Origin of the sequence: Methanosarcina barkeri 3, assembly GCF_000970305.1 — an archaeon.
Taxonomy (GTDB): Archaea; Halobacteriota; Methanosarcinia; order Methanosarcinales; family Methanosarcinaceae; genus Methanosarcina; species Methanosarcina barkeri_A.
Map to the genome: position 1 here is coordinate 568,036 of NZ_CP009517.1, position 21,702 is coordinate 589,737.

General features: G+C 40.3%; 17 protein-coding genes. 9 read left to right on the forward strand and 8 right to left on the reverse strand.

Annotated elements, in window-relative coordinates; genetic code table 11:
* Nucleotides 1-188 precede the first annotated feature (188 nt).
* Nucleotides 189-926 (forward strand): V4R domain-containing protein, encoded by a 738-nt coding sequence (locus tag MSBR3_RS02375; protein ID WP_048106201.1) that lies wholly within the window; start codon nt 189-191, stop codon nt 924-926.
* A gap of 157 nt (nt 927-1,083) precedes the next feature.
* On the opposite strand, the gene MSBR3_RS02380 is transcribed toward MSBR3_RS02375, so the two are convergent.
* The 7 genes from MSBR3_RS02380 to MSBR3_RS02410 form a co-directional block, all read right to left on the reverse strand.
* The gene (locus MSBR3_RS02380; RefSeq protein ID WP_048109911.1) at nt 1,084-1,779 is read right to left on the reverse strand and encodes a DUF2110 family protein; all 696 of its coding nucleotides are present in this window, start codon (nt 1,777-1,779) and stop codon (nt 1,084-1,086) included.
* A 50-nt stretch (nt 1,780-1,829) separates the two neighbouring features.
* Nucleotides 1,830-2,456 carry a MarR family winged helix-turn-helix transcriptional regulator gene (locus MSBR3_RS02385; protein WP_048106203.1) on the reverse strand — a complete coding sequence of 209 codons (627 nt, stop codon included), beginning with the start codon at nt 2,454-2,456 and terminating at the stop codon, nt 1,830-1,832.
* Between the two features lie 242 nt (nt 2,457-2,698).
* Nucleotides 2,699-3,865 carry a tRNA (guanine(10)-N(2))-dimethyltransferase gene (locus tag MSBR3_RS02390; RefSeq protein WP_048106204.1) on the reverse strand — a complete coding sequence of 389 codons (1,167 nt, stop codon included), beginning with the start codon at nt 3,863-3,865 and terminating at the stop codon, nt 2,699-2,701.
* A gap of 24 nt (nt 3,866-3,889) precedes the next feature.
* Nucleotides 3,890-4,591 (reverse strand): cupredoxin domain-containing protein, encoded by a 702-nt coding sequence (locus MSBR3_RS02395; RefSeq protein ID WP_048106206.1) that lies wholly within the window; start codon nt 4,589-4,591, stop codon nt 3,890-3,892.
* Nucleotides 4,592-5,006: 415 nt separating this feature from the next.
* Nucleotides 5,007-5,537 carry a hypothetical protein gene (locus tag MSBR3_RS02400; protein ID WP_048106208.1) on the reverse strand — a complete coding sequence of 177 codons (531 nt, stop codon included), beginning with the start codon at nt 5,535-5,537 and terminating at the stop codon, nt 5,007-5,009.
* 683 nt (nt 5,538-6,220) lie between these two features.
* The gene (locus tag MSBR3_RS02405; RefSeq protein ID WP_230627709.1) at nt 6,221-7,465 is read right to left on the reverse strand and encodes an MgtC/SapB family protein; all 1,245 of its coding nucleotides are present in this window, start codon (nt 7,463-7,465) and stop codon (nt 6,221-6,223) included.
* A gap of 767 nt (nt 7,466-8,232) precedes the next feature.
* Nucleotides 8,233-8,892, reverse strand: coding sequence for a metallophosphoesterase (locus MSBR3_RS02410; protein WP_048106212.1), 660 nt, complete (start codon nt 8,890-8,892; stop codon nt 8,233-8,235).
* Between the two features lie 282 nt (nt 8,893-9,174).
* Between MSBR3_RS02410 and trmY the strand changes: the two genes are divergently transcribed.
* The 7 genes from trmY (at nt 9,175) to MSBR3_RS02445 (ending at nt 15,623) form a co-directional block, all read left to right on the forward strand.
* Nucleotides 9,175-9,810 (forward strand): tRNA (pseudouridine(54)-N(1))-methyltransferase TrmY, encoded by a 636-nt coding sequence (gene trmY / locus MSBR3_RS02415; RefSeq protein ID WP_048106214.1) that lies wholly within the window; start codon nt 9,175-9,177, stop codon nt 9,808-9,810.
* Nucleotides 9,811-10,186: 376 nt separating this feature from the next.
* On the forward strand, nt 10,187-11,482 hold the full coding sequence (locus MSBR3_RS02420; RefSeq protein ID WP_048106215.1) for a tRNA pseudouridine(54/55) synthase Pus10: 1,296 nt from the start codon (nt 10,187-10,189) through the stop codon (nt 11,480-11,482).
* Between the two features lie 148 nt (nt 11,483-11,630).
* Nucleotides 11,631-11,924, forward strand: a complete 294-nt coding sequence (locus tag MSBR3_RS02425) for a 50S ribosomal protein L21e (RefSeq protein WP_048106216.1) — start codon at nt 11,631-11,633, stop codon at nt 11,922-11,924.
* Nucleotides 11,925-12,454: 530 nt separating this feature from the next.
* Nucleotides 12,455-12,808: an RNA polymerase Rpb4 family protein gene (locus tag MSBR3_RS02430; RefSeq protein WP_048106219.1), complete on the forward strand. Its 354-nt coding sequence runs from the start codon at nt 12,455-12,457 to the stop codon at nt 12,806-12,808.
* Nucleotides 12,809-13,151: 343 nt separating this feature from the next.
* The gene (locus MSBR3_RS02435; RefSeq protein WP_048106220.1) at nt 13,152-13,874 is read left to right on the forward strand and encodes a DUF655 domain-containing protein; all 723 of its coding nucleotides are present in this window, start codon (nt 13,152-13,154) and stop codon (nt 13,872-13,874) included.
* A 254-nt stretch (nt 13,875-14,128) separates the two neighbouring features.
* A complete protein-coding gene (rsmA, locus tag MSBR3_RS02440; protein ID WP_080942172.1) occupies nt 14,129-14,914 on the forward strand; it encodes a 16S rRNA (adenine(1518)-N(6)/adenine(1519)-N(6))-dimethyltransferase RsmA in 786 nt (261 codons plus the stop codon).
* A 100-nt stretch (nt 14,915-15,014) separates the two neighbouring features.
* A complete protein-coding gene (locus MSBR3_RS02445) occupies nt 15,015-15,623 on the forward strand; it encodes a HemK2/MTQ2 family protein methyltransferase (RefSeq protein ID WP_048106222.1) in 609 nt (202 codons plus the stop codon).
* Between the two features lie 1,175 nt (nt 15,624-16,798).
* Here the strand turns inward: MSBR3_RS02445 and MSBR3_RS02450 are convergent.
* On the reverse strand, nt 16,799-17,179 hold the full coding sequence (locus MSBR3_RS02450; protein ID WP_155396670.1) for a hypothetical protein: 381 nt from the start codon (nt 17,177-17,179) through the stop codon (nt 16,799-16,801).
* A 1,341-nt stretch (nt 17,180-18,520) separates the two neighbouring features.
* Here MSBR3_RS02450 and MSBR3_RS02455 point away from each other — a divergent pair.
* Entirely contained in the window at nt 18,521-21,181 is a 2,661-nt protein-coding gene (locus MSBR3_RS02455; protein ID WP_048106225.1) for a calcium-transporting P-type ATPase, PMR1-type, read from the forward strand.
* Nucleotides 21,182-21,702: the final 521 nt, after the last annotated feature.

The following is a 21,702-nucleotide window of genomic DNA, read 5'->3' on the forward strand; positions in this document are numbered from 1 at the left end:
CTCTTTCTTGAATAAGGTATATTTCTCCACAAATCAAGTGTTCTTTTCCCCAATGAGATATTTCTTTTTTCGGATTTGTTTATACAAAATTAAAATGCTTTATAAGTTTATAAATATATATAATAAATGGTTATTCGTGGGCATGCGAACGGTTTATATATTCCAAGTGCAACTTACCTAAAGATATTATGGCAAAACCTGAGGGTAAAACTGAATTTTTTTATAATGATAACGGGCTGGTAGCAATAGGCAGTCCTGTTAAACTCCAGATTCTTAATTTGCTCAGGGAAGAACCCAGGTCGTTTGATGAAATCGTAAAGTTTACAGCAAAAGCCAAATCAACTATCTCCGTACACCTCAATAATCTAAGGTCATGTGAGCTTGTGGAAGAAAACATTGACCCAGAAGACCGTCGCCGAAAGGTCTATTCCCTTACTTCCCGCTACATGGGTTGCTCTCAGGAACCTTTCATAGAACGTTACAGGAATTTACTGGAAAAAGCCCCTGAGTATGGAAATGACAGGTTCTGTTTTGCAGAAATCCTGCTCCATGCTCTTTACTTTGGCTTTGAGGCATACGGAATTGACAATGCCCCGATTGTAAAAACGATAGGAAGTGATCTTGGAAGATCTATTTCTCCCATTTTCGAATCCGAAACCTTTGAGGAACTCCTGAGAGAAATCGGGAATTTTCTTGAATTCCAGGGAAAATGCCGGGTTATTACACTTGTAAATATCCCTGCTCTTCAGATTGAAGACGATTTCAAAGCCAGATCAATACCGGTAATAGGAAAACCTTTCTGCACCTTAAGAGAAGGCATTATTGAAGGAATTCTTAGAGGAAAGTTTGAGAAAGAGTACAGAGTTACCGAGATCGAGTGTTACGGGTCAGGGCATGAACACTGCCTTTTTAAAATAACAATCTAAACTTATTTTTCGCACTGGCAGTGCCGCATTTTAATTATTATTAATCACTCCAGATTTTAATCGGCACTCTATTCTCAATACTAACCGGATTATTAAAATTTTTCCGGACCAGCTCTTTTTTCAGACTTCTACCTGTTTTCTTGTCGGGCATCAGTTGTCAGTTAGCATCTCCGATTATGGCTCCCATTTCAGATTTCAGGCGAGGCCCTATTGCCGCAACTATACCAGGGCCGTCGGTATTTTCCCGGCAGACGATTGCATGTTCCAGCAGCCCCAGACGCTCGATTTCATAAATATCTCTTCCATGACCTGTTTTTTTAATTGCGCTTTTGATTTCCGAGCGGGTTGCCCCATTAACAGTTACTCTGTCAGTAGCTGCCTTTTTCCAGCTCCACCAGATATCTAGCTGCTTTTTAGTAAAGCGAGCTTTTACATTCTTATTCGCCTCAATAACCTCGATTTCAACCGGTAAATGAGGGATAAGGCCGAACCTGGAGGCAAGCTGTTTTGGCTTTCCGCTGCCCAGAGCTTTCAGTTCCTCGGTTTCAACTCTTACAGGCACTCCAATATTGACCAGAAAAGCATCCTCTAAAAAAGCCTGGAGAAAACCAATGTATACCTTTTCGGGTTCAGCTTTTTTCGCAGGTGTCCCATATCTGGAGGTCAGCAAATTCGCAGATACTTCCTCATCCTCGCCTTCAAGGGTGAACTCAGCCCAGTTTTCAGGAGTAATAGAAATCTCAACGTTTACTTCAAGGTCTTTCAATTCATTCTCAACCAGAGTTTTCAAAAGTCCAGCCATTCTTTCCCGGTTCTTTCCGTAAATATGCTGGAGGGTTACAACTTTTATCATATTTTTTCCTACCAATTCTCTCTTCTGCTTTGTTTTTACCGGGAACTGAATTACTCCTCGCTCCTGAGGTAAGCTTCCAGAAGTTCTTCACTTTCTTCCAGAGCTAAGATTACAGTCTCACTAATGGAGCTTTCTGCCCTTTCAATCTGGTTCTGGAGTTTTTTAATGTCCCGACTGTAAGGACCAAGTTTACGGGAAATTGTATCCTTACTATCTCCATGCTCTATTGCATCCCTATGAATACTTTCGATTTTGTTCCTGAGTTTTTTAATCTTCTCAAAAATTTCAGCATTAAGAGGGTCAAGCTCTTCTGCCTGTTCAGGTTCTTTCTCGCCTTCCTTTTCTGCAGCTTCTTCCATTTCAGGACTTATGTCTCGAGACTCCTCTTTCTTATCTTTCAAAGGTTCCTCTTCAATTAAGTCCCTGAACCCTTTAAGGGCGGCTTCGACTTCTCTTCCGTACTCGGTAAGTTCGACAAACTTTATCCGCCCCTCAAATGTGAATCTTATAAGTCCGCACTGTTCCATTTTCGCTAGGATCCTTGTTGTATGGGCAAAGGTAGAATCTATCTCTTTAGAAATAACAGACGCATATGTCTTCCCCATAGAGCCTATAAACAGTAGCGCACGAGTGGGTTTTTCCTGCAAAAACAACTTTTCTGGATTTTCATCGGACATAATATCACATTGGAATTTCTCTAGCGGGTTACCTCTGATCTCAGTCAAAGCACTTTAAGTATTCTTCAATGGTTTATATAATACTGGGACTTTTCGGTGGTTTATATAATACGGACTTTTCGGTGGTTTATATAATACGGACTTTTCGGTAGTTTATATAAACTGGGAACTTTTCAGTGGTTTATACAGTACCGGGATAGTTCTTACTTTTACTTTTACCTCTACATTTCTATCTGAAGAACTCACCCTGAAAGCGCTCTGATTATTTCCTTTATTTCTGTAATAGGTGCATCAGTTCGGAATGAAGTACCGCTGAAATGAGTCCTTGATGCTTCAAATCCCTGGGCTTTAAGGGCTTCAATCAGGATTTCTATTCCGGTTGCAGAAGCTCCAAGTTCTTTACAGATTACGTGCTGGTCATAGAACATCGGAATATCGAGTTCATCCCTGCATAAGGTAATTAATTTTTTTGCTTTATCCTTTGTGTTTAGAGGATGCACTTCAAGTTCGGAAATAACCTCGTCACAGAACGCCTGTTCCCTGAATGGCCCAAGCCACAAAGGGCCTGCAATTTGTGTGAAAGCCCCGCAAACAGGGCATTCTTTTTCGATATGTACTGCAAGCCCGTATACAGGCCCTCGAAACCCGCATTTTGGACAATGAATGCTGAAACCAATTGATTTTAGAGTTCGATCAGTCTGTTTTGTTCCAGGGAGAACCTCGAGGTATGTGCGAACATAATGACGCGTCACATGGGAAAGCAGGGGCAGCATTCCTTTTTCATGCTTTGCAAGCTCTCTGGCACAGGCTCCCAGGAGAATTCTAAGCCCCATTTCGCTGTGATATTCCGTGTTAAGAGGTACGGCTGCATATTTTCGTATTCCGGCTTTCAGATGGGCCCCACATAAAGGAGCCGTATCCGTTGCTGTGACCGACAGCATACCTCTAACCGAAGTCGATGCTGCGTCCAGGAAGGGTGCAGGAGTGCCAAAAGGATCAATGTCCACGATATGAAATTTTTGTTCGTGTAGTAACACATTTGCACTCTTGCGGGTAACCTGGGTTTGTTCTTCAAGCCCGTTAATCTTAATATTTTCCTTTATAAGTTCAAACGCTTCAGGACTCCAATCATTCATTGTAGCGTGGATACCTACTTCGCCTGCAATCCGAAGCCCCCTTATCCCTGACGCTGAAAAAGCGTCCACATAACGGACTTCTTCTCTGAGAAGTTCTTTTCTCGAAAGAAGCCTTTCCACAAATACAGCCGTAGCTGCGACATTAATATCGCGGTTAAGCTCCATCTCCGGATTGTAAAAAACCGGAGCTGCCGAGGGAGGGAAGGTTGCATCCGGAGGCGGTACCGGAACTGAAACCTTTGTTGTGCCTTCGACTATAGTTTTAGATGTCATTTGAGACTGCTATACTTTGGGATCTTATTTTACAGTAATGGTTGCTTGCATTTTAGGATATCCTTTTACACTGAAACTGTAGCTCCCGGGCTCATTGAACGTATATTCCAGGGTACTTCCATATGCAAGCCTTCTATCCTCGAAAAGGTGTTCCCTGCTGGTCAGAGTAAGCACACTTGACTCCTGGTAGTTCTTCCAAATAACCGTATCTCCGGTATTGATATCCAGGCTTGAAGGGATCATAAGATAATTCTTAAGCCTTACGAAGTGTGACGTAGGTGGCGTTCTTACGAAGTGTGACGTAGGTGGCGTTCCGCCAGGCTGAACAGCTCCGGTTCTTTCCCGTTCTCCGGTCCGGACTTCGGTTTTCTCCATCTCATACTCATCAGGCATTCTAGAAGTTTCCGTTTCTTCCGGCGTGTCCAGTTCTACCTGTGTTCCCGTTTCTACAGGTGTTTCGAACTCTTCCTGTGCTATCGTTTCATCCATTTCTTCTGTTTCTTTCGGTGTCCACATTTTCTCTTCAGCTTCCGTCCTTTCCGATGTCCACGTTTCTTCCTGCATTCCCTCGGGTGTTCTCACTTCTCTTTGCCTTTGCGAGCCTCCAGAACTGCCACCTGCCTCCCGTTCTTCTTTCCCATTCTCTTCCTCGTCTTCCGAGCTCAGGCAGCCTGAGATTATTACTGACAGGGCTATCAGGATTAAAATTACTTTTTTTGTTTCCAATCCCCTCCCCCTTGTTGTTACTCTATCTTTTGTATTCCCATTTTAATATAAGCCTTTTATAAATAATAATGCTTTCTTAGAACAGTCAGTAAGCTAGAGTTATTTTTGAAGCGAAGGCGTTAATTTCGGACGATAAGCATTGATCCGGCGCATACAGTAAGGGACTAATTTTAGTGTTACTTCGCATGCTATTTAGAAACATATCCTTAAAGGCCTTAGAAAAGACTATACATACTTAAGTAGAAGCAAGTTAAGCTGTACTGTCCAGAGAAATCCTGGTTTAAATATTTAAAAAATAGATTGCCAGGAAATTTTGTCGGCAAAAAATGTATTGGCCTTTCCTGCAAACAGTTAGAATATTCCTCAAACTCGATTTCCCTGAACTTTTGACTCTTTAACCTTCAGAAGCTATTTATCAAGGTTCAGCTACACCAACAGTGACATTCATCCTTGGCTGGCCGACAATACTGAAGTGATAGTCTCCGGTCTCGTTGAAGGTATATGTAAAAGCACGTCTGTAAGCAAGATTTGTGTTCTCAAAGAGTTTTTCTTCACTCACCAGGGTAAGGACCCTTTTTGGGTTCTCTTCCATATTTATCCAGGAGACTGATTCTCCCTTTTTTATTTCAAGACTTGAGGAACTTACTCTTTTGTTGATAAGTCTTAACAGATAGGGGGTTTCCTTAATTTCGGAAGTTGAGATATTGAGTTTTCCGTTCTCTCCAGGAGTTACATTTTCTTCCGAGGTTACATTTACTTCCGGAGTTACATTTTCTTCCGGAATTATATTTTCTTCCGGTGTTCCTACAACAGTTGTATTTTCCACAGGAGTTACGGTTTCTTCAGGGGTTGCATTTTTCTCTGTTGAGGGCTGTTCATTCCCTGTGCATCCTGAAAATAAAACGGCACCAAATATAAGAAGCAGCACAATTATTTTTGTTTTCATCTTATTCCTCACATCTTGCGATTGTGAAATTTAGGAAATCATCAGACTAAATAAGAATATTATATAAGTTAAACAAGTATTCAATTTGAAGCTTAGCCATTTAGATTTTATTGACCTATATTAACCTCTATTGGTTTTTACTTAATCTTAATTTACCTTTATTGACCTTTTGAGAGTTCAGTACTTCTTATTATTACTATCTTTAAAGGAATTTCGAATCTTATTATTCTTTTTAAGGTAGTCCGCACTTATAAATGTATTTCTTACTTACAAAACATTTTTAGTTTTCTATATTTTAATATATTTCGTATATTTTTCACTTTTCTAACACTTCTTTTATTTGTTAATACATTTTTAATACTTCTTTTACTTTTTAATACACTTTTACACTTTATGTTGCAAAAAATATCAGAATAGGCATATAAATTTATGGTTAATGAACAAAAGTCAAAATATATGAGGAAAATATATCAATATTATAGAGCTATTCCAAATAACTGGCTTGTTTAACTTCAATATTTTTCGATGATTTTTTCCGTATCTCAGTTAATGTATGGAATATTCTCAGTTAATGTATGGAATAGTATGAACCGAGTCCTTATCGACTGTTGTTACTAAACCTATGACTGTTTTACTAAACTTATGAGACAATAACATGTCCGTTACATAAGCAAGAATTCGTATCAGACTCCGTTCCACACGAAGTTCCACAAAAGTAAAGCAAGGACTCCGAAAACTGTAATTATCCCGAAAGTCTTCTTTGTAAGAGCGTAAAGACTGGGAGAACCGGATATTTTCGAAAGCAGGATCTTGTTAATCGTGCTGATCAGACTTGCAAGCACCGCAGTATTCGCTGCAGTTGCATAGGAAATATTTCCACTTACTGCAAGTAAGGTTACCGAAACAATCACTCCCGAACTGCTAACAAGAGCACCGAGGGCAGTGACGTAAATTCCGGCAGTTCCTGCAATTTTATAGGCAAAGCTTCCTACTATAAGAATTACGGTAAATGCAAAACCGAATTTAAATGCTTGTCCAAGCGAAAAAGGAGATTCAATTTTAAGTTCTTCTCCATCTATAGGGCAGAACTTCTTGTTATACTTGAGAGCTATTGTTACAGAAGCAAGAATGATTACTATCTGAGGAGGAAGCATAAGCAGAGTTGTCTGACCGGTAGGGTCAACAATCAGGGCTAACACAAGGTTTCGGATGAGCATGGAAATATTACATAACAGAATTCCGGTAAGAACAGGATCGGCCATTTCCTCTACTCGTTTTGAGAGACCTGCAAGTGCAGCTGCTGTTGCTTCACTGTTCACAAAGCCGCCTAAAAAACCGGAATAACATATCCCGCGCTTTGTGCCGAACTTCCTCAGGAGCACATAACTTAAAAAACTGATAAGCGAAACAAGAATTACAATAAGGATCGCAGACCTTAAATTTAGGACTCCATAATATTCTATATCAGGCATCACTGGATAAAGTATGAAAGCCACGGCCAGAAACTGTACGGCATTGTAGAGTTCCTCTTTTGTCAGGTTTCCTGCAAACTGGTGAAGAGGCTTTTTTTGTATCAGAAGAAAAGCCACAACTATTGAAGAGATAATAGCAAACAGGCCGTAATCATAGCCAACCAGTATTCCCATAACAAAAATGAAGAAGAGACTTATAGGGCTGGTAACTCCTATCCGGTTAAACAGAAATATCTTGGCATAGGTGATTATGCAACAGATTGCTCCGAAAAAGAGCGCAGCTACGTAGATAAAACCCGGTCCTGTTATCTCGCTTACAAAAGCAGTTAACATGCCTGTTATACAGGTTATGCTGTAGGTTCTCACCCCGGCAAAAATTTCATGTTCAATGCCTCTATGCTCCCTTTCTATACCTACCATTATCCCTATCAAAAAGGCTATGGCAAGTTTTGTCATGAAATCCAGAAAAACCGGATCGAAGCCGAAATCTTTAACAATATCCGTATCTCAACCTCTATGATTTTTGATCTATAAACCCAAGTCAAGTTCCAAGAAACTTCTATTTAGTGTTTCTATTAAGCCTCTACTTAATATTTCCAACTTATTTAAGTATTCTATCTGCCTATTTGCTCTGGAGTCTATTATTTAATCCTTATATTCCCGTTCCTCAAAGCATTTTTCATCAAACATCAGATTTACTTTTTATGCAAGTAAGTAACGAAGATAAGTGAACAAGGGCAAGTCAACGAAGATAAGTGAACGAAGATAAGTGAATGAAGGCAAATGAATGAAGGCAAATGAATGAAGGCAAATGAATGAAGGCAAATGAATGAAGGCAAATGAATGAAGGTAAATGAATGAAGGTAAATGAATGAAGGTAAATGAATGAAGGTAAATGAATGAAGGTAAATGAATGAAGGTAAATGAACGAAAGTAAGTGAATAATTGTGGATAGTAAAATAAGTTTTCCTTATAATAAAGTAAACAAAATGAGCTAAAATAAAATATACTTATATAGCAAGAATTTCCCAGGTAATGAGTTTAATCCCTACAAAAGAAAGAACTCAGAGTGTATTGAGAGCTTGTGTAATATTCTTTCAAGCAAATGCTATACCTGAGAAAATTGTAACCTTAATTGAAGCTGATTAGAAGTTGAGGCTTGGCTACTTAATCTTGCTATTTTATAATTCTATAAGTTCAACCTCAATAAGTTTGTTTTTATTTTACACTTCTATAAATTCAACCTCAATAGGTTTGTTTTCTTCCTTTTCTCCGAGAGTTATTAAGGTACAGGAACCTTTACATGCTTCTCCAGGGTTTACTATTACGGTCTTTCCGACCTGCTCCAGGCCTTTTGCCTCATGGATGTGCCCGCAGACGATCAGGTCAACCCTGTCAAGGAATTTCTGGATAGCCTTACTGCCTACGTGCCCGAAAGGAAGTTCATCTCTTGCACCGTAAGGCGGAGCATGCGTCAGAAGCACTATGGTGCCGCAATCTTTGTCATTTTCGGCAGAGCAGACCATTCCTTCAAGGGCCTTTTCAATATCTTCTTCGGATAGCTCAAAGGGAGTGTTAAAAGGAGTAGGATTTGAGCCGCCTAGCCCTATAAACCTGATATTTCCGATCTGTTCGGTTTTTCCGTGCAGGTTAGTAGCTTTAGAAGCGTCAAGGGTTTTTAGAATACTCCTCTGATCGCAATTACCAGGGATCGCAAATACAGGTTTGTCAAATAATTCCATCAATTCTTCAACTTTTTCATCGGGCCCGAAATTGGTAATGTCCCCGACAATGACTACAAGGTCAAAATCCCCTGCCTTTTCAATCATTTCTTTTATCTTCGAATAATCCCCATGGGGGTCAGTAATAGCGAGTATTTTCATCCTTATCAGGTCCTGTTTTCATAACTGTCAGTAGGAGTATTATTACTCATGTTTGTTTGTAGAAGTCTTATTATTCGTAATTGTTCAAAAAGATTTTACCATATACTTTTGATATACCTTTTTCCCAAAACTTTTTGATAAAACTTTTTTCCCAAAACTTTTTGATATACCTTTTTCCCAAAACTTTTTGATAAAACTTTTTTCCCAAAACTTTTTGATAAAACTTTTTTTCCAAAAAGTTTTACGTACATCTTTTATATCCCTTGTGTAAATATAGTGCCCATGCGCGATATTGTTGTTATAGGGCACAAAGCAAACACAAGCGGCGACTTTACATTAAATGATCTTCCAGGTTCTGCAGGAAGAATGGATATCCTTTGCCGCTGCGTGAGTTCTGCCCTTTTTCTTTCTTTCGGAATGCGCAGGGATGTAAATGTACACCTGCTCCTTCTGGGAGGACCTGATCCGGGAAAAATCCTCAGGTTTGAAGGACTCCATCTCAGATACCTTAACCCGGACGAGCGGAGCAGCGGTTCACTTATCCAGAAAGCCCTTCAAAAGGGCGCAACCGAGCAGGATATTCGTTCCACTCCAGGCGTCTGGATTCGCAGAGGAAACCTTGATTCTCTGCTCTCGGAATTTGAAGGCCGCACTCTGCTCTACCTGAGAGAAGACGGAGAGGACATCAGGGCAATTGCAAATGAAATCCGCGACCCCGTCTTCATCCTGGGAGACCATGTAGGAGTTACCGAAGAAGAGGAAGCACAGCTCCTTGAGGCAGGGGCGAAAATTATCTCGGTAGGTCCTCTTTCTCTCCATTCTAATCACTGCATAACCCTTATCCACAATGAACTGGACAGGGCTGAAGCTGAAAGGGGAGAGTTATCCGGAGAAGCTGACAGCAGAGTTGAAGATTGAGTGGCGTAACCGTTGATCCGCAACTGCTGTGCCGCAACCGTTGGGCCGCAACCGTTGCGCCGGTTGATCACGCCTATAGGGTTTGGGGATAAGGTTCTCAAATCCAAAGGTTACAGTTTTCGGTCAAGCCTTTTTTGAAAAGGCTTGTGATCACGCCTATAGGGTTTGGGATAAGGTTTTCAAATCCAAAGGTTACGGTTTTCGGTCAAGCCTTTTTGAAAAGGCTTGTGATCACGCCGTCATAACGTTTTAGATTTAGCAGTGATTTTCGCTCAAGCCTTTTTTGAAAAGGCTTGCGGTCAAGCAGTTTTTTGAAAAGGCTTGCGGTCAAGTTCCAGAACAAAGAGTTAAAGAAAGTGAAAGAAAGTGAACGAAAATGGATGTACTCGATATTTCAAAAAAAATTCTCCATGAAGGCCCGATATGTGACAACTGTCTGGGCAGGCAATTTGCAAAATTATCCACAGGTCTGAGCAATAGAGAACGCGGGCAGTCCTTGAAACTTGCCCTTGTCCTGGAAGGGGATCGGATCTATAAAGCTGAAAAAGATGATTCCCTGCTTAAAGAGCTTGCTCCTTGCAGTGCATTTGCGAGAAAGGCTCTCGGAACAGAGGGGGAAGACGAACAGTGCTGGGTCTGCCTTGACCAGTTTAAAAAGCTGGATGAATGGGCCGATGAAGCTGTAAAAGCTCTTGAAGGACTTGAATATTCTACCTTTCTTGTTGGTACAAAGGTCAGCGGACTTCTGAGTGAAAACGAGGAAATGCTCTGGGCTGAGGCAGGAACTGCATACGCCGAGCAGCTTAAGACCGAACTTAATAGGGAAGTTGGCAAGCGGATAGCTGAAAAGGTCCAGAAAGATGTGGATTTCGAAAACCCTGATATTACAATTACGCTTGACCTGGCAAAAAACAAGCTTGATCTCCAGCTTCGTTCGGTATATATTCTGGGACGCTACCGCAAACTTCTAAGGGGAATTCCCCAGACCCGCTGGCCTTGCAGGAAATGCAAGGGTAAAGGATGTGAACGCTGCAATTTTACAGGGAAACAATATCAGGAATCCGTAGACGAGCTTATAAAAGGACCTGTAACTGAAGTTTTCCAGGCTGCTGATACGGCTTTTCATGGTTCGGGCAGGGAAGATATCGATGCCCTTATGCTGGGAAGCGGTAGGCCTTTTGTAGTTGAAGCAAAGTCCCCTGTAAAGCGAAGCACAGACCTTGAAAAACTTATGCAAAATATTAACGAGAAAGCTGCCGGAAAAGTTGAGGTAAGAGAATTATCTTTCACTGGAAAGGATATGATTGAGACCTTAAAAAGCTCAAAGGCGGATAAAACTTATAAGCTTAAAGTTACATTTAAAGAGCCTGTTTCGGAGGAAAAGCTTAAATCCAGCCTGGAGGCTTTGAATGGCATAGAGATATCCCAGCAGACTCCAAAGCGGGTAGTTCACAGGCGGGCTGACCTTGTCAGGAAAAGACATGTGCACAGTATCAGGCTTGACGAACTGACAGACGAAGGCTACGCTTACATAACAGTAAACTGCGAAGGTGGGCTGTATGTAAAAGAGCTTATTTCCGGAGATGAAGGAAGAACAAACCCTAGCCTGAGCGGACTTTTAGGGGTTCCTGCGCTTGTGGAAGATCTTGATGTAGTCAACGTCGATATTTAAAACTCAATCTGAATCAGCTTTATTTAATACGTGGGTCAGGAAAATACTGCCTGACTGAACGTCTTATTTAAATAATATCCATCTTATCTAGAGAAAAACTGTATATACTATAGACAAATTAATCGAGCATTCTAAGGAGGAACATGCGATGACAAACTCCCACGGTGAAAAACGCTGCACAAGGTACAAATTACAGAAGACAGTTCGTGAAAGAGGGATTTCCCCTGTAAGCAAGGCAATTCAAGAATTCGAAGAAGGGCAAATGGTCCATATTGACATTGACCCTAGCGTTCAGAAAGGTATGCCCAATCCAAAATTCCAGGGTTCTACCGGAAAGATTCTCGGACAGCGCGGTCGTTCGTACATTCTTGAAGTCCGCAACGGAAATGCGATGAAGGAAGTTATCTCTCTCCCTCAGCACCTTAAACCGCAGAAGTATTAATCTCCATTCCAGGCAGTTAGGTTGTAAAACCTAACCCATTTTACCTGAGTTTATACTATGCAGGCTTACTTATAAGAATAGGAGTCTGTATCTAAAGTTAAGAAACTCAGTGCCCCCTGGAGAACTGCTTAAAGGGGAGAGGGGGACTTAAAGAAAACTGATTTTAAAAAATTGGTTCTTTATCCGGTATGGTGATCTCTATTCCATAGTGATCTCTTATCCCGATAAGGGAATATCTATAATTATATATCGTTTGTCAGACATATACCTGATCCAGATCAGGAAAAGATTATTCGGAAAAATTTCATATCATTATTGAATACGATCGAGTTTCGTGAATAACGGCAATCTGAAGAAGGCCTATCCGTGAAAAAGGTCCGCAATCTCGAATCCAGTTCAGATTTCCGGATACTGACAGGCAGAAATTTACTTGCCAGGAACTCCTGGAGAAGTGAAGAGTGATCTGAAGAGATTACTCAGCAGAGAATGGCAGATCATTACAACTTTTAAGTCAAAAAGAGTGTATTCCAATGATAGTTAAGGAAGTCCTCAGTGAAGAATTATTGACCTTGGCCGAAGTCAGAGAACTACTTACCAGGATCACCGAAGAGCGCAGAGAGATGGGGCTTGAAGTCGGATATGGATTCAGAAAAGCTCTGCACCATGCTGAACAGTTCTCAAAGATCAGTGGAGATAAATCAAGGGAACTGGTTAACAAGCTGTTGGAACTGGAAAAAATGAAACCTTCAATCGCGATCAGGATCGCAGATATTCTGCCTCAATCCAGGGATGAAATCCGATCAATCTACGCTAAAGAAAAATATACCCTGAGCAATGAGGAGCTTGATCAAATTCTCGATTATGTAATGGAAGCTATTGAATAAAACTGAGATGTAAAGGGAATAACCTATATAGAAGTTTTCATCTTCTTATTTATAAGGGTAGTATCCGAAACTTTGAGTATGTTAAAGTGTCAGGGAGTACCTGATCTTAATTCAAACACAGGGGACTCTTTGGGTTATTGAAATATATAGTCCGGGGATGCCGGTTACAGGGTAGTCTAAAGTTTTACGGGACACACCGAACACTAGAAACTTGTGAAGTGTTGACAGTTCCGATTAGTGAATAGATTCCAAACCGGATGGATGCGAGTTGGGCATATCAGGTAAGACGTATCCTGAAAACAGATTTCCATGGAATTTCAGATAATTGATAGGATGGGTGCTGATGAGAGTAGAGAAGTCGCAATCAGGTAGACCGTACGCTGGCAGATCAGCTGCTGAAAAACCTTCTTATGGCGGCAAGCGTCCGACAGGCAAACCGCAATCCGAGAGACAATCAGAAAGAGCTCCGCGCTCATCCAGAAAGTCCCAGGAAAGCTCACAGGAAAGAGAGGAATATGCATGGGTTCTCGACTACCTTCCCTATGGGAAATCAGTTGATGGCACTGCCGCTTATCAGAAAAAACCTCTTGTCCAGGCTATAGGAGATAAAAAATTTACTCTTATGGAACTCGTTCCCAAAAACGGTGTGATTCCTCAGATTCAGTCAAGAGTTTATATAGGATCGGGAGACCGGGATGAAATTGACCATGTAAAACAGAGAATAGGCTATCCGGATCTTACAACAGGGGCGAATCTCGAACTGCCTTTTATCCTTGAGGCATGTGTCAGGTATCAGGAGGAACGCTTTGTAAAGTTTTTCAATGAGGCTCATTCTATCACTACCCGCTTGCATATGCTTGATCTCCTTCCCGGAATAGGTAAAAAACTCATGTGGTCTATAATCGATGAGCGTAAAAAAGGAGACTTTAAGAGTTTTCAGGATATTCGAGAGAGAATTCCAAGCCTTCACGATCCGGCTAAAGTCCTTGCCCACAGGATTGAAGAAGAACTCAAGGATGATTTCATCAAGTATAGGCTCTTCACAACTCCACCACGCCGACAGTAAGCCGAGTGAGATGAAATTCTCTCGGTTCTATTTTTTCCAGTATGGTTTCCAAGGTTAATTTCAGCTTTTGATTAGTATCATCTAAATTATATTAATTCCGTATTAGGTCAAAGTACTCGGTTTACTTCGAAATACTCTCAATTTATTCAGTAATATGTTCAATTTACGCAGTAACATACTCAACTTACACAGTAACATACTCAACTTATCGAGGAGGCTTCAGTCTGGTTCGTTTTCTTCTTAAGAAATATAATATAAAAGGAGGCACTTTTGATCAGCATTTTCTGGTCGATGCAGGCTATCTGGACAGAATAGTGACTGCTGCTGAGCTTGGGCCAGAGGATGTAGTTCTTGAAATCGGTGCAGGTATTGGAAACCTGACTGAAAGGCTTGCAAAAAAAGCAAAAAAAGTAATTGCAGTTGAACTTGATCCTGTTCTTGTCAGAGTCCTCCATGACCGTTTCGATGAGGTTGAAAATATTGAGATTGTTCCAGGGGATGCCCTGAAAATCGAGTTTCCGGAATTCGATAAGGTCGTCTCAAACCTTCCCTATTCCATCTCATCTGAGATCACTTTCAAGCTCCTTCGCTATAAGTTCAAACTGGGCATTCTCATGTACCAGTACGAGTTTGCAGCCAGGATGGTTTCTTCACCTAACTGTAAGGACTATTCACGTCTTACGGTAGATACATGCTATTTTGCCGATGCATCCATTTTGATGAAAGTCCCAAAAAGTGCTTTCCAGCCGGTACCAGAGGTTGATTCTGCAGTTGTCAAACTTATTCCTCGCCCTTCACCTTTCGAAGTCAAAGACCAGGCATTTTTCATGGACTTTGTGGCTGCAGTCTTCAGTCAGCGCCGGAAAAAACTGAAAAATGCGATTCTGAACATGAACCATGTACTTAAAATTTCCAACATCAAAGAGATAATAGCTCGGTTGCCTGAGGATATGATGAGTAAGCGCGCTGAAAACCTGACTCCTGAAGAGCTTGCAAAGGTTGCAAATCAGATTATTGATTTAAAGAAGTTACCTGTTTAAAATAATTAAAAAAATAATAAACCAAATATAATAAAACTAGAAATCAAATAAAACTATAAATCAAGGATAATATAATTAAAAAATAGAGAACTCGAAAATTATGGTTGAAGTTGAATACAAAAAAGCTCGGGTCAAGCTCGGAAATACGGATCTTGTCTATGAGCCTGCTGAAGATTCTTTTTTACTTGCCGATGCCGCCCTTAAAGAAGCGAAACCAGGCATGCACATTCTTGAAATCGGAACAGGGTCGGGTTTTGTATCAGCTGTACTTCTTGCAAACCTGAAAGAGATTTGTCTGGTTGCTACGGAAATTAACCCCCATGCTGCCCGCTGTGCGAAAACAAATGCTGTTGAGGTTATCCGTACCGACCTTTTCAAAGGCCTTACAACCCGCTGTCCGGAGACCCGTTTTGACCTTATTCTCTTTAATCCGCCCTACCTTCCGACTTCTGAGGAAGAAAAGGTTCCAGGCTGGCTGAACTACGCTTTTGACGGTGGAACAAGTGGAAGAGAGACTCTAAATAGATTTCTGGACGAAGTAAGGGACTATCTCAAGCCAGGAGGAGAAATTCTTGTGCTTATTTCCTCCATTACAGGGTTAAATGCAGTAAAAGAGAAAATGGAGAAGATGGGTTTTGCGGTTAATATCGTGGCAAGAAAAAAGGTTTCTTTTGAGGAGTTAATGGTTGTTAGAGGGAAGCTTTTCTAATCTAGAAAATCCCGCCTGATGACTTTACTTTTAATGCAGTTAATTAGCATGGAAATAAAGATTCAAAACTGTTTTCCAAAAATAGACGAGAATACATAACTTTTTAAATTATTTTCACCTTCTTTAATAAGGGGGTGAAATATGTCACATACTAATTTCTGGGAATATTTCTGGGATATAATGGGTGCATTAATAATAATGATCATGATATTAATTGGGATTTCCAGTTTTAAATGATCAACTGTTGGATATGAATGCTGATATGCCGACAATTGGGGACTGATAATTAAATATAATAATTATGGTACTTGTTTAATTAAATTTAATATGTTTTTGTTTATCTTTGCTTTAGTGTTTCTGTTTTCTTTCTACTCAAATTTTGGACTCAACGATGAATCTAGTCAACTAAATCTAGTAAATAATGCTAACGGATACTTCTTAGTATAGTGTAATTGTAGCTATTTTAGGCTTAATTACTTCGATAGTAAGTGTGTGGATTAATATATATCAAAGTGAAAGTAATAGGCGTCATCGCAATTTTAGGCATCATCGCAATTTTTCTATAAATCCCATTTATATACTCATTTTCTTTACCGCAATAATGAAAGTTTTGGTTCTGTAAAAATCCTCTGTAATAAAGAATTTTCGTTAATCTGAACTCAATAATTTAACCTGGCTTCTCCGAGTTTGCTTCGAGGCTTAGCGTACAAGATCAGGTGATTCTCATTGTTTACAATATCTAAGAATAGAGAGAAAAAGTTCAACAACATGGACAAAAATATTTAAGAAAATAGCAGGATCAGATAGCAAGACAGCTTTCGAGTAATTTTGAGGGAAAATTACTGCATTTTTACACGTTTATAAGTCTGTTTCTTTTTTCTATCTTGAAACAATCGCCCGAATACAGATGGTGAGAAGTATTGATAGGTGTGAAAAAATCTGCTAATAGTGAAAAGTATGGGAAGGAATGGAAAAAATTGAAAAAAGGTACAACTTGATGTTTTTACTCAGAGACTCGACTTGTTGGATAAGGCTGTAAACTGAAGACAACCTCAAGATCAATAGAATTGTCCCTAATAGAAAAATTGTAGCCTTTAAAAAGGGTTATATCCTTTTAAAAAATCTACTTTAATATTTCTTTGGGGTTATTGTTATAAATAAACCGTTTAGGTTCCTTACTGGCTGCCATTCATTGTGACTGTATCGGAACTCTGTGTATGGTTCATTGCTATAGCTAGTTTTCGCTGCTTACTACTCATATGAGTACCTGCTTGAGCTGTAGCATTTCCAGTTACATTTTCACTTATATTTTCACTTATATTTTCAGTTATATTCTCAGTTACATTTTCTTTTGTTTCTCCAGGTGTTACTATAGGTGCAGAAGTCTCTACAGGTGTCTCTGAAGATACAGGTGCTTCTACAGATGTGGAGTTGACTTCTTCAGAAGAAGTTTGAGTTTGGTTTTCTGCAGTATTTGTTTTTTCGGCACAGCCAGCCGCAAAGACTACAGCAGCAACAATGAGAACCATTGCTATAATTTTCAGAATCTTTTCCATTTTCATTCATCTCTAAAATTCTCTTTTTTCGATCGGTTTAACAGATCTGAAATTTTTCAATAAGAGATCTATTTAGGCTTACGCACTTGAGGTACAGAATAAGACACATTAAGCTTTGTAACTAGTCTAGTGTTTAAAACTGTTGAAAGTTTAACGTCATTGTTTCTTGGTTCAACCGCGTAAGTCTTTAAAATAATACGTAAACTTTCATTTAAAACTTCTGAATCTCATCGATATTTTCAACAGTTTGCCGCCAGGATTGGCTCAAAAGTATCAACCATGGAACAGGTGAGTTTTTGATCTGGGAGCACAAACCCTGGTAGAGAATAGGCTACTAAAAACAGGTCTGAAGGAACAGAGGCTAAACCGGAAAATCCATAGGCTTATCGGAAAAACTGCACATCGTAAACGCGAAGGCAGAAAAGAATCCGACATAAGTTACGAGTCTCTTAAGTTTATTCGCAATTAGTATGAACAAGTACTGGATATTTTATAAAATAGTTTCTAATCAATAATTAATGGTGTTGGTAACTTAACGCAAAACTCCATTATTCTATTTGCATTAGATTATATAGCAAAGACTTTGCATTTATACTGTATAGTTTTGTCACTCTTCACCAGCTTTGTTCAAACAACCATCCGGAAACTTCTTATACCACACTAGAAAGGTTTGGGTATATAAACAGACTTCCAAATTATTATTGTCCGATTTTTGGAGAAGTTTTGATTATCAAAAGTCTGCATGAGCCTGTAAACGGGTCGACAATTCTATTTTATTCAGTCCATTCTTATAAAAGTCACTTCTGAACTTGCCAATTCCATAATCCATAGGAACGCGGACTCTTATAACTGATAGCTGACTATTCAACGTAAAAAGCTACGGGAAATGCACAAATAAATTTACAAAATATTTAGTACTGCCGAATAGATCTAACAACTAGTGTTTTTGAGGTGTAGATTTTTAAATATCCCATTGTTATTAAGTTGTTAATATTTCCCAATGGGGTTCACAACCTAATAATTTCTTGTTTTTCATTTACTGAAGCAATCTGTTCTATCATCACTGAAGTCCGGAACAAAAAACTGAAAGCAAAACCAGGTGGATTGCTGGAAATACTGACCTGTTAAAAAAGGGAGACAAAAGTATCCTTACTACTAAATCCGGATTAAAGATACCTTTAAGACTTTTTCTAAGGAAGCAGCAGCATCATTAATTTTTTTATATCCCAAGTTCTATATTCTATTAATATTAATTACCACCTCGAATATTATATTTAGAACTGGCAAGTTATGAGCGCTTTTAACTCAAAGTATTTGTTTGATTGACTGGAGAAAAACTGAATGTATTATGACGAAGCCGCAGACGCGGTTCTAAATAACCTGAACACGTCCGAAGAAGCCGGGCTGAGTTCGGGAGAGGCGGAAAAACGGCTTGATAAATACGGAAAAAACGAACTTAAAGAAGAAGAAAAGACTTCGGTTGTAAAACTTTTTCTTTCACAGTTCAAGAGTTTTCTGATTGTAATTCTGATTGCAGCAGCATTGGTTTCCGCTTTCCTTGGAGAGCTTGTTGACGCTTTTGTGATCCTGTTTACTGTAGTCCTTGCAGGTGTGCTCGGTTTTGTTCAGGAGTACAGGGCCGAAGAGTCAATAAAACTTTTGAAATCGTTGACCAGTCCCGAAGCTCTGGTTTTAAGAGACGGAAAAGAGGGAAAAGTTCCTTCTTCTCTACTTGTCCCAGGTGATATTCTGCTTTTGCAAGCAGGAGACAGGATTCCTGCGGATGCGAGACTGCTTGAAGCGCTCTCCATGAAAGTAGACGAATCTTCACTTACTGGCGAATCTGTTCCTGTAGAAAAGAGTATCAATATTTTTCCTCCTGAAACCCCGCAGCCTGACAGGAAAAATATGGTTTATACCGGGACCTCAGTCACTTACGGCAGGGGAAAAGCCGTTATTACGGCGACAGGTATGAGTACGGCTTTTGGAAAGCTAGCCGGGCTTCTGGGAGAAATTGAAAGGGATAAAACTCCTCTTCAGGAGAAACTTGACCAGTTTGGGCGCTGGCTCGGGACCGCAACTTTAATAGTTGTGGCTTTTGTGGCTATACTCGGAATTATCGAGGGTTTTGATCCTTTTGAGATGTTTCTCTGGGGAGTTGCCCTTGCTGTTGCTGCGATTCCGGAAGCTCTACCTGCGGTTGTAACAGTCGGGCTCGCTCTTGGTGTCCGAAGAATGGTAAAAAGGCATGCTCTTGTAAGAAAACTGCCGTCCGTAGAGACACTTGGCTCAACTAACATCATATGTACCGACAAAACCGGAACACTTACCCAGAACAAGATGATTGTTGAGAAGGTGTACGCAAACGGGACTCTCTTTACTGTTACAGGTGAAGGATACAAACCCACAGGGGACTTTTTCAGGGGAGACAGTCCTGTTTCCAAGGATATACATCTCCACAAGTTACTGGTTACGGGAACTCTCTGTAACGATGCAGGTCTGGTTGAGGAAGAAGGCAGATGGGATATTATGGGCGACCCTACTGAAGGTGCTCTTGTAGTCGCTGCAGCTAAAGGAGGTCTCTGGAAAGCCGTCCTTGAGGAGAAACATGAGCGTAAAGGCGAAGTTCCTTTTTCTTCCGAAAGGAAGCTGATGACTACTCTAAACACCTCTGAAGATGGTCTGTATGCGCATGCCAAAGGGGCTCCTGAGGTTATCCTTGCCGCCTGTACGAAAATTTTCCTTGAAGGGCATGAGGAAGAGCTAACTCCTGAAAGAAAACAGGAAATCCTGGGTATCGTAAACGACCTTGCAAACAAGACACTAAGGGTTATGGGGTTTGCCTATCGCAAGGTTCCGGAAGATATTCTGCCTGAAGAAGCTGAGAAAGATATGGTTTTCTCAGGACTCATGGGTATGCGCGATCCTCCAAGGGAAGAAGTAAAGGTTGGAATTGCCACCTGTACCAGTGCAGGAATTCGAACCATAATGATTACAGGCGATCACAAGACCACGGCTTTTGCAATTGCAAGGGAACTCGGGATTTTTCGGGAAGGAGACCTTGTCCTTACAGGCACCGAACTGGAGGGCCTTGGAGACAGGGAATTTGATGAGATTGTGGAAAAAGTTTCGGTCTACGCAAGGGTTTATCCAGAGCATAAGCTGAAGGTAGTTGAAGCTCTCAAGAAAAAGGGGTATATAGTTGCAATGACCGGAGACGGAGTAAATGACGCTCCTGCACTGAAAGCTGCCGATATGGGCATTGCGATGGGAATTACAGGCACGGATGTCAGTAAGGAAGCCTCAAGCATGATCCTGACTGATGATAACTTTGCATCCATCGTGTCAGCAGTCGAAGAGGGCCGAAATATCCTGAAAAATATTAAAAATTTTATTGCCTACGGCCTTACCTGTCACATAGGACTGGTTCTCATCGTCCTTGTAGGAGTACTTGCCTGGCATACTCTGCCTGTCATTGCGGTTCAGATCCTCTGGATTAACCTTATAACGGACGGCCTACCACCAATGGCGCTTTCCATGGAAGCTCCTGACAGAGGGCTTATGAAGCAAAAGCCAACTAAGGCAAAAGAAGGGCTTGTCTCTAAGAGAATGCTTATAGCAAGCCTTGGATTAGGGACTTTGATTGCAGTTCAATCTATCTGGGTTCTTCATAACTCTCTCAGTAACGGGGTACCCCTTTCAAAGATCCAGACTCTGATCTTTACCCTGGTGGTTATTTCTCTGATGTTCAATGCCTTTAACTGGCGTTCTGAGAGGTATTCGGTTTTCTCTCTGGGAATCTTTACCAACAAGTCCCTTATTTATGCAGTATTGAGCACTGTACTTCTGCAGCTTGTTGCAATTTACGTGCCTATTATGCAGATCGCCTTTCAGACTGTTCCCCTTTCGCTTTCCGACTGGGCAATGATAATTCCGCTGGCTTCAACCACACTTATAGCCATGGAGTTTGTGAAGTATCTGGAATGGAGGATCCACAGGTAAAATCAAAAGAACAAAATTCAGTAAGACCAATAAATAGGGTTTGCTTTTAAGCATACCCTTTTCCTTTTCTTTAGATTTTCAGAAATTTAAGGCTTTTTTAATTTATTTTGATTTAAAAACGTTTTTTCTTGTTTGATCACAAATGTTCGCTCATTTGATCACAAACGCTCTCTCATTTGATCATAAATGTTCGCTCGTTTGATCCGCGTCGCTTTATTTGGGTTTTGTCCACGGATCCTTTTCTTCTGCTTTCCCGTTATAATTTAGAGTAAACAAAAACACTTGCAGCCGAAAAAAGTGGAAATAATAATGGATTTTAATCAAATTTGCGCTAGCGAACTTGCTGAAGCAATAGGATTGTTCACTTCATCACTTCAAATTCTGTTAAAGTAGAGAATAACCCGAAAAACTTAGTTTGAGCAAAGTTGTCAACCGCAAAATGAAATTGATAAGTTATGTTATCTCAGTGTTTCAGGGTAATTTTACATCCTAGCAGCAACTAGTAAGATGTTTTACTGAAA

Excerpts from the sequence above, each read along its gene's own strand:
- MSBR3_RS02375 (WP_048106201.1), top strand. The coding sequence starts at position 189 with ATGGCAAAACCTGAGGGTAAAACTGAATTTTTTTATAATGATAACGGG.
- MSBR3_RS02380 (WP_048109911.1), bottom strand. The coding sequence starts at position 1,779 with ATGATAAAAGTTGTAACCCTCCAGCATATTTACGGAAAGAACCGGGAA.
- MSBR3_RS02385 (WP_048106203.1), bottom strand. The coding sequence starts at position 2,456 with ATGTCCGATGAAAATCCAGAAAAGTTGTTTTTGCAGGAAAAACCCACT.
- MSBR3_RS02390 (WP_048106204.1), bottom strand. The coding sequence starts at position 3,865 with ATGACATCTAAAACTATAGTCGAAGGCACAACAAAGGTTTCAGTTCCG.
- MSBR3_RS02400 (WP_048106208.1), bottom strand. The coding sequence starts at position 5,537 with ATGAAAACAAAAATAATTGTGCTGCTTCTTATATTTGGTGCCGTTTTA.
- MSBR3_RS02405 (WP_230627709.1), bottom strand. The coding sequence starts at position 7,465 with ATGACAAAACTTGCCATAGCCTTTTTGATAGGGATAATGGTAGGTATA.
- MSBR3_RS02410 (WP_048106212.1), bottom strand. The coding sequence starts at position 8,892 with ATGAAAATACTCGCTATTACTGACCCCCATGGGGATTATTCGAAGATA.
- trmY (WP_048106214.1), top strand. The coding sequence starts at position 9,175 with ATGCGCGATATTGTTGTTATAGGGCACAAAGCAAACACAAGCGGCGAC.
- MSBR3_RS02420 (WP_048106215.1), top strand. The coding sequence starts at position 10,187 with ATGGATGTACTCGATATTTCAAAAAAAATTCTCCATGAAGGCCCGATA.
- MSBR3_RS02425 (WP_048106216.1), top strand. The coding sequence starts at position 11,631 with ATGACAAACTCCCACGGTGAAAAACGCTGCACAAGGTACAAATTACAG.
- MSBR3_RS02430 (WP_048106219.1), top strand. The coding sequence starts at position 12,455 with ATGATAGTTAAGGAAGTCCTCAGTGAAGAATTATTGACCTTGGCCGAA.
- MSBR3_RS02435 (WP_048106220.1), top strand. The coding sequence starts at position 13,152 with ATGAGAGTAGAGAAGTCGCAATCAGGTAGACCGTACGCTGGCAGATCA.
- MSBR3_RS02445 (WP_048106222.1), top strand. The coding sequence starts at position 15,015 with ATGGTTGAAGTTGAATACAAAAAAGCTCGGGTCAAGCTCGGAAATACG.
- MSBR3_RS02450 (WP_155396670.1), bottom strand. The coding sequence starts at position 17,179 with ATGGAAAAGATTCTGAAAATTATAGCAATGGTTCTCATTGTTGCTGCT.
- MSBR3_RS02455 (WP_048106225.1), top strand. The coding sequence starts at position 18,521 with ATGTATTATGACGAAGCCGCAGACGCGGTTCTAAATAACCTGAACACG.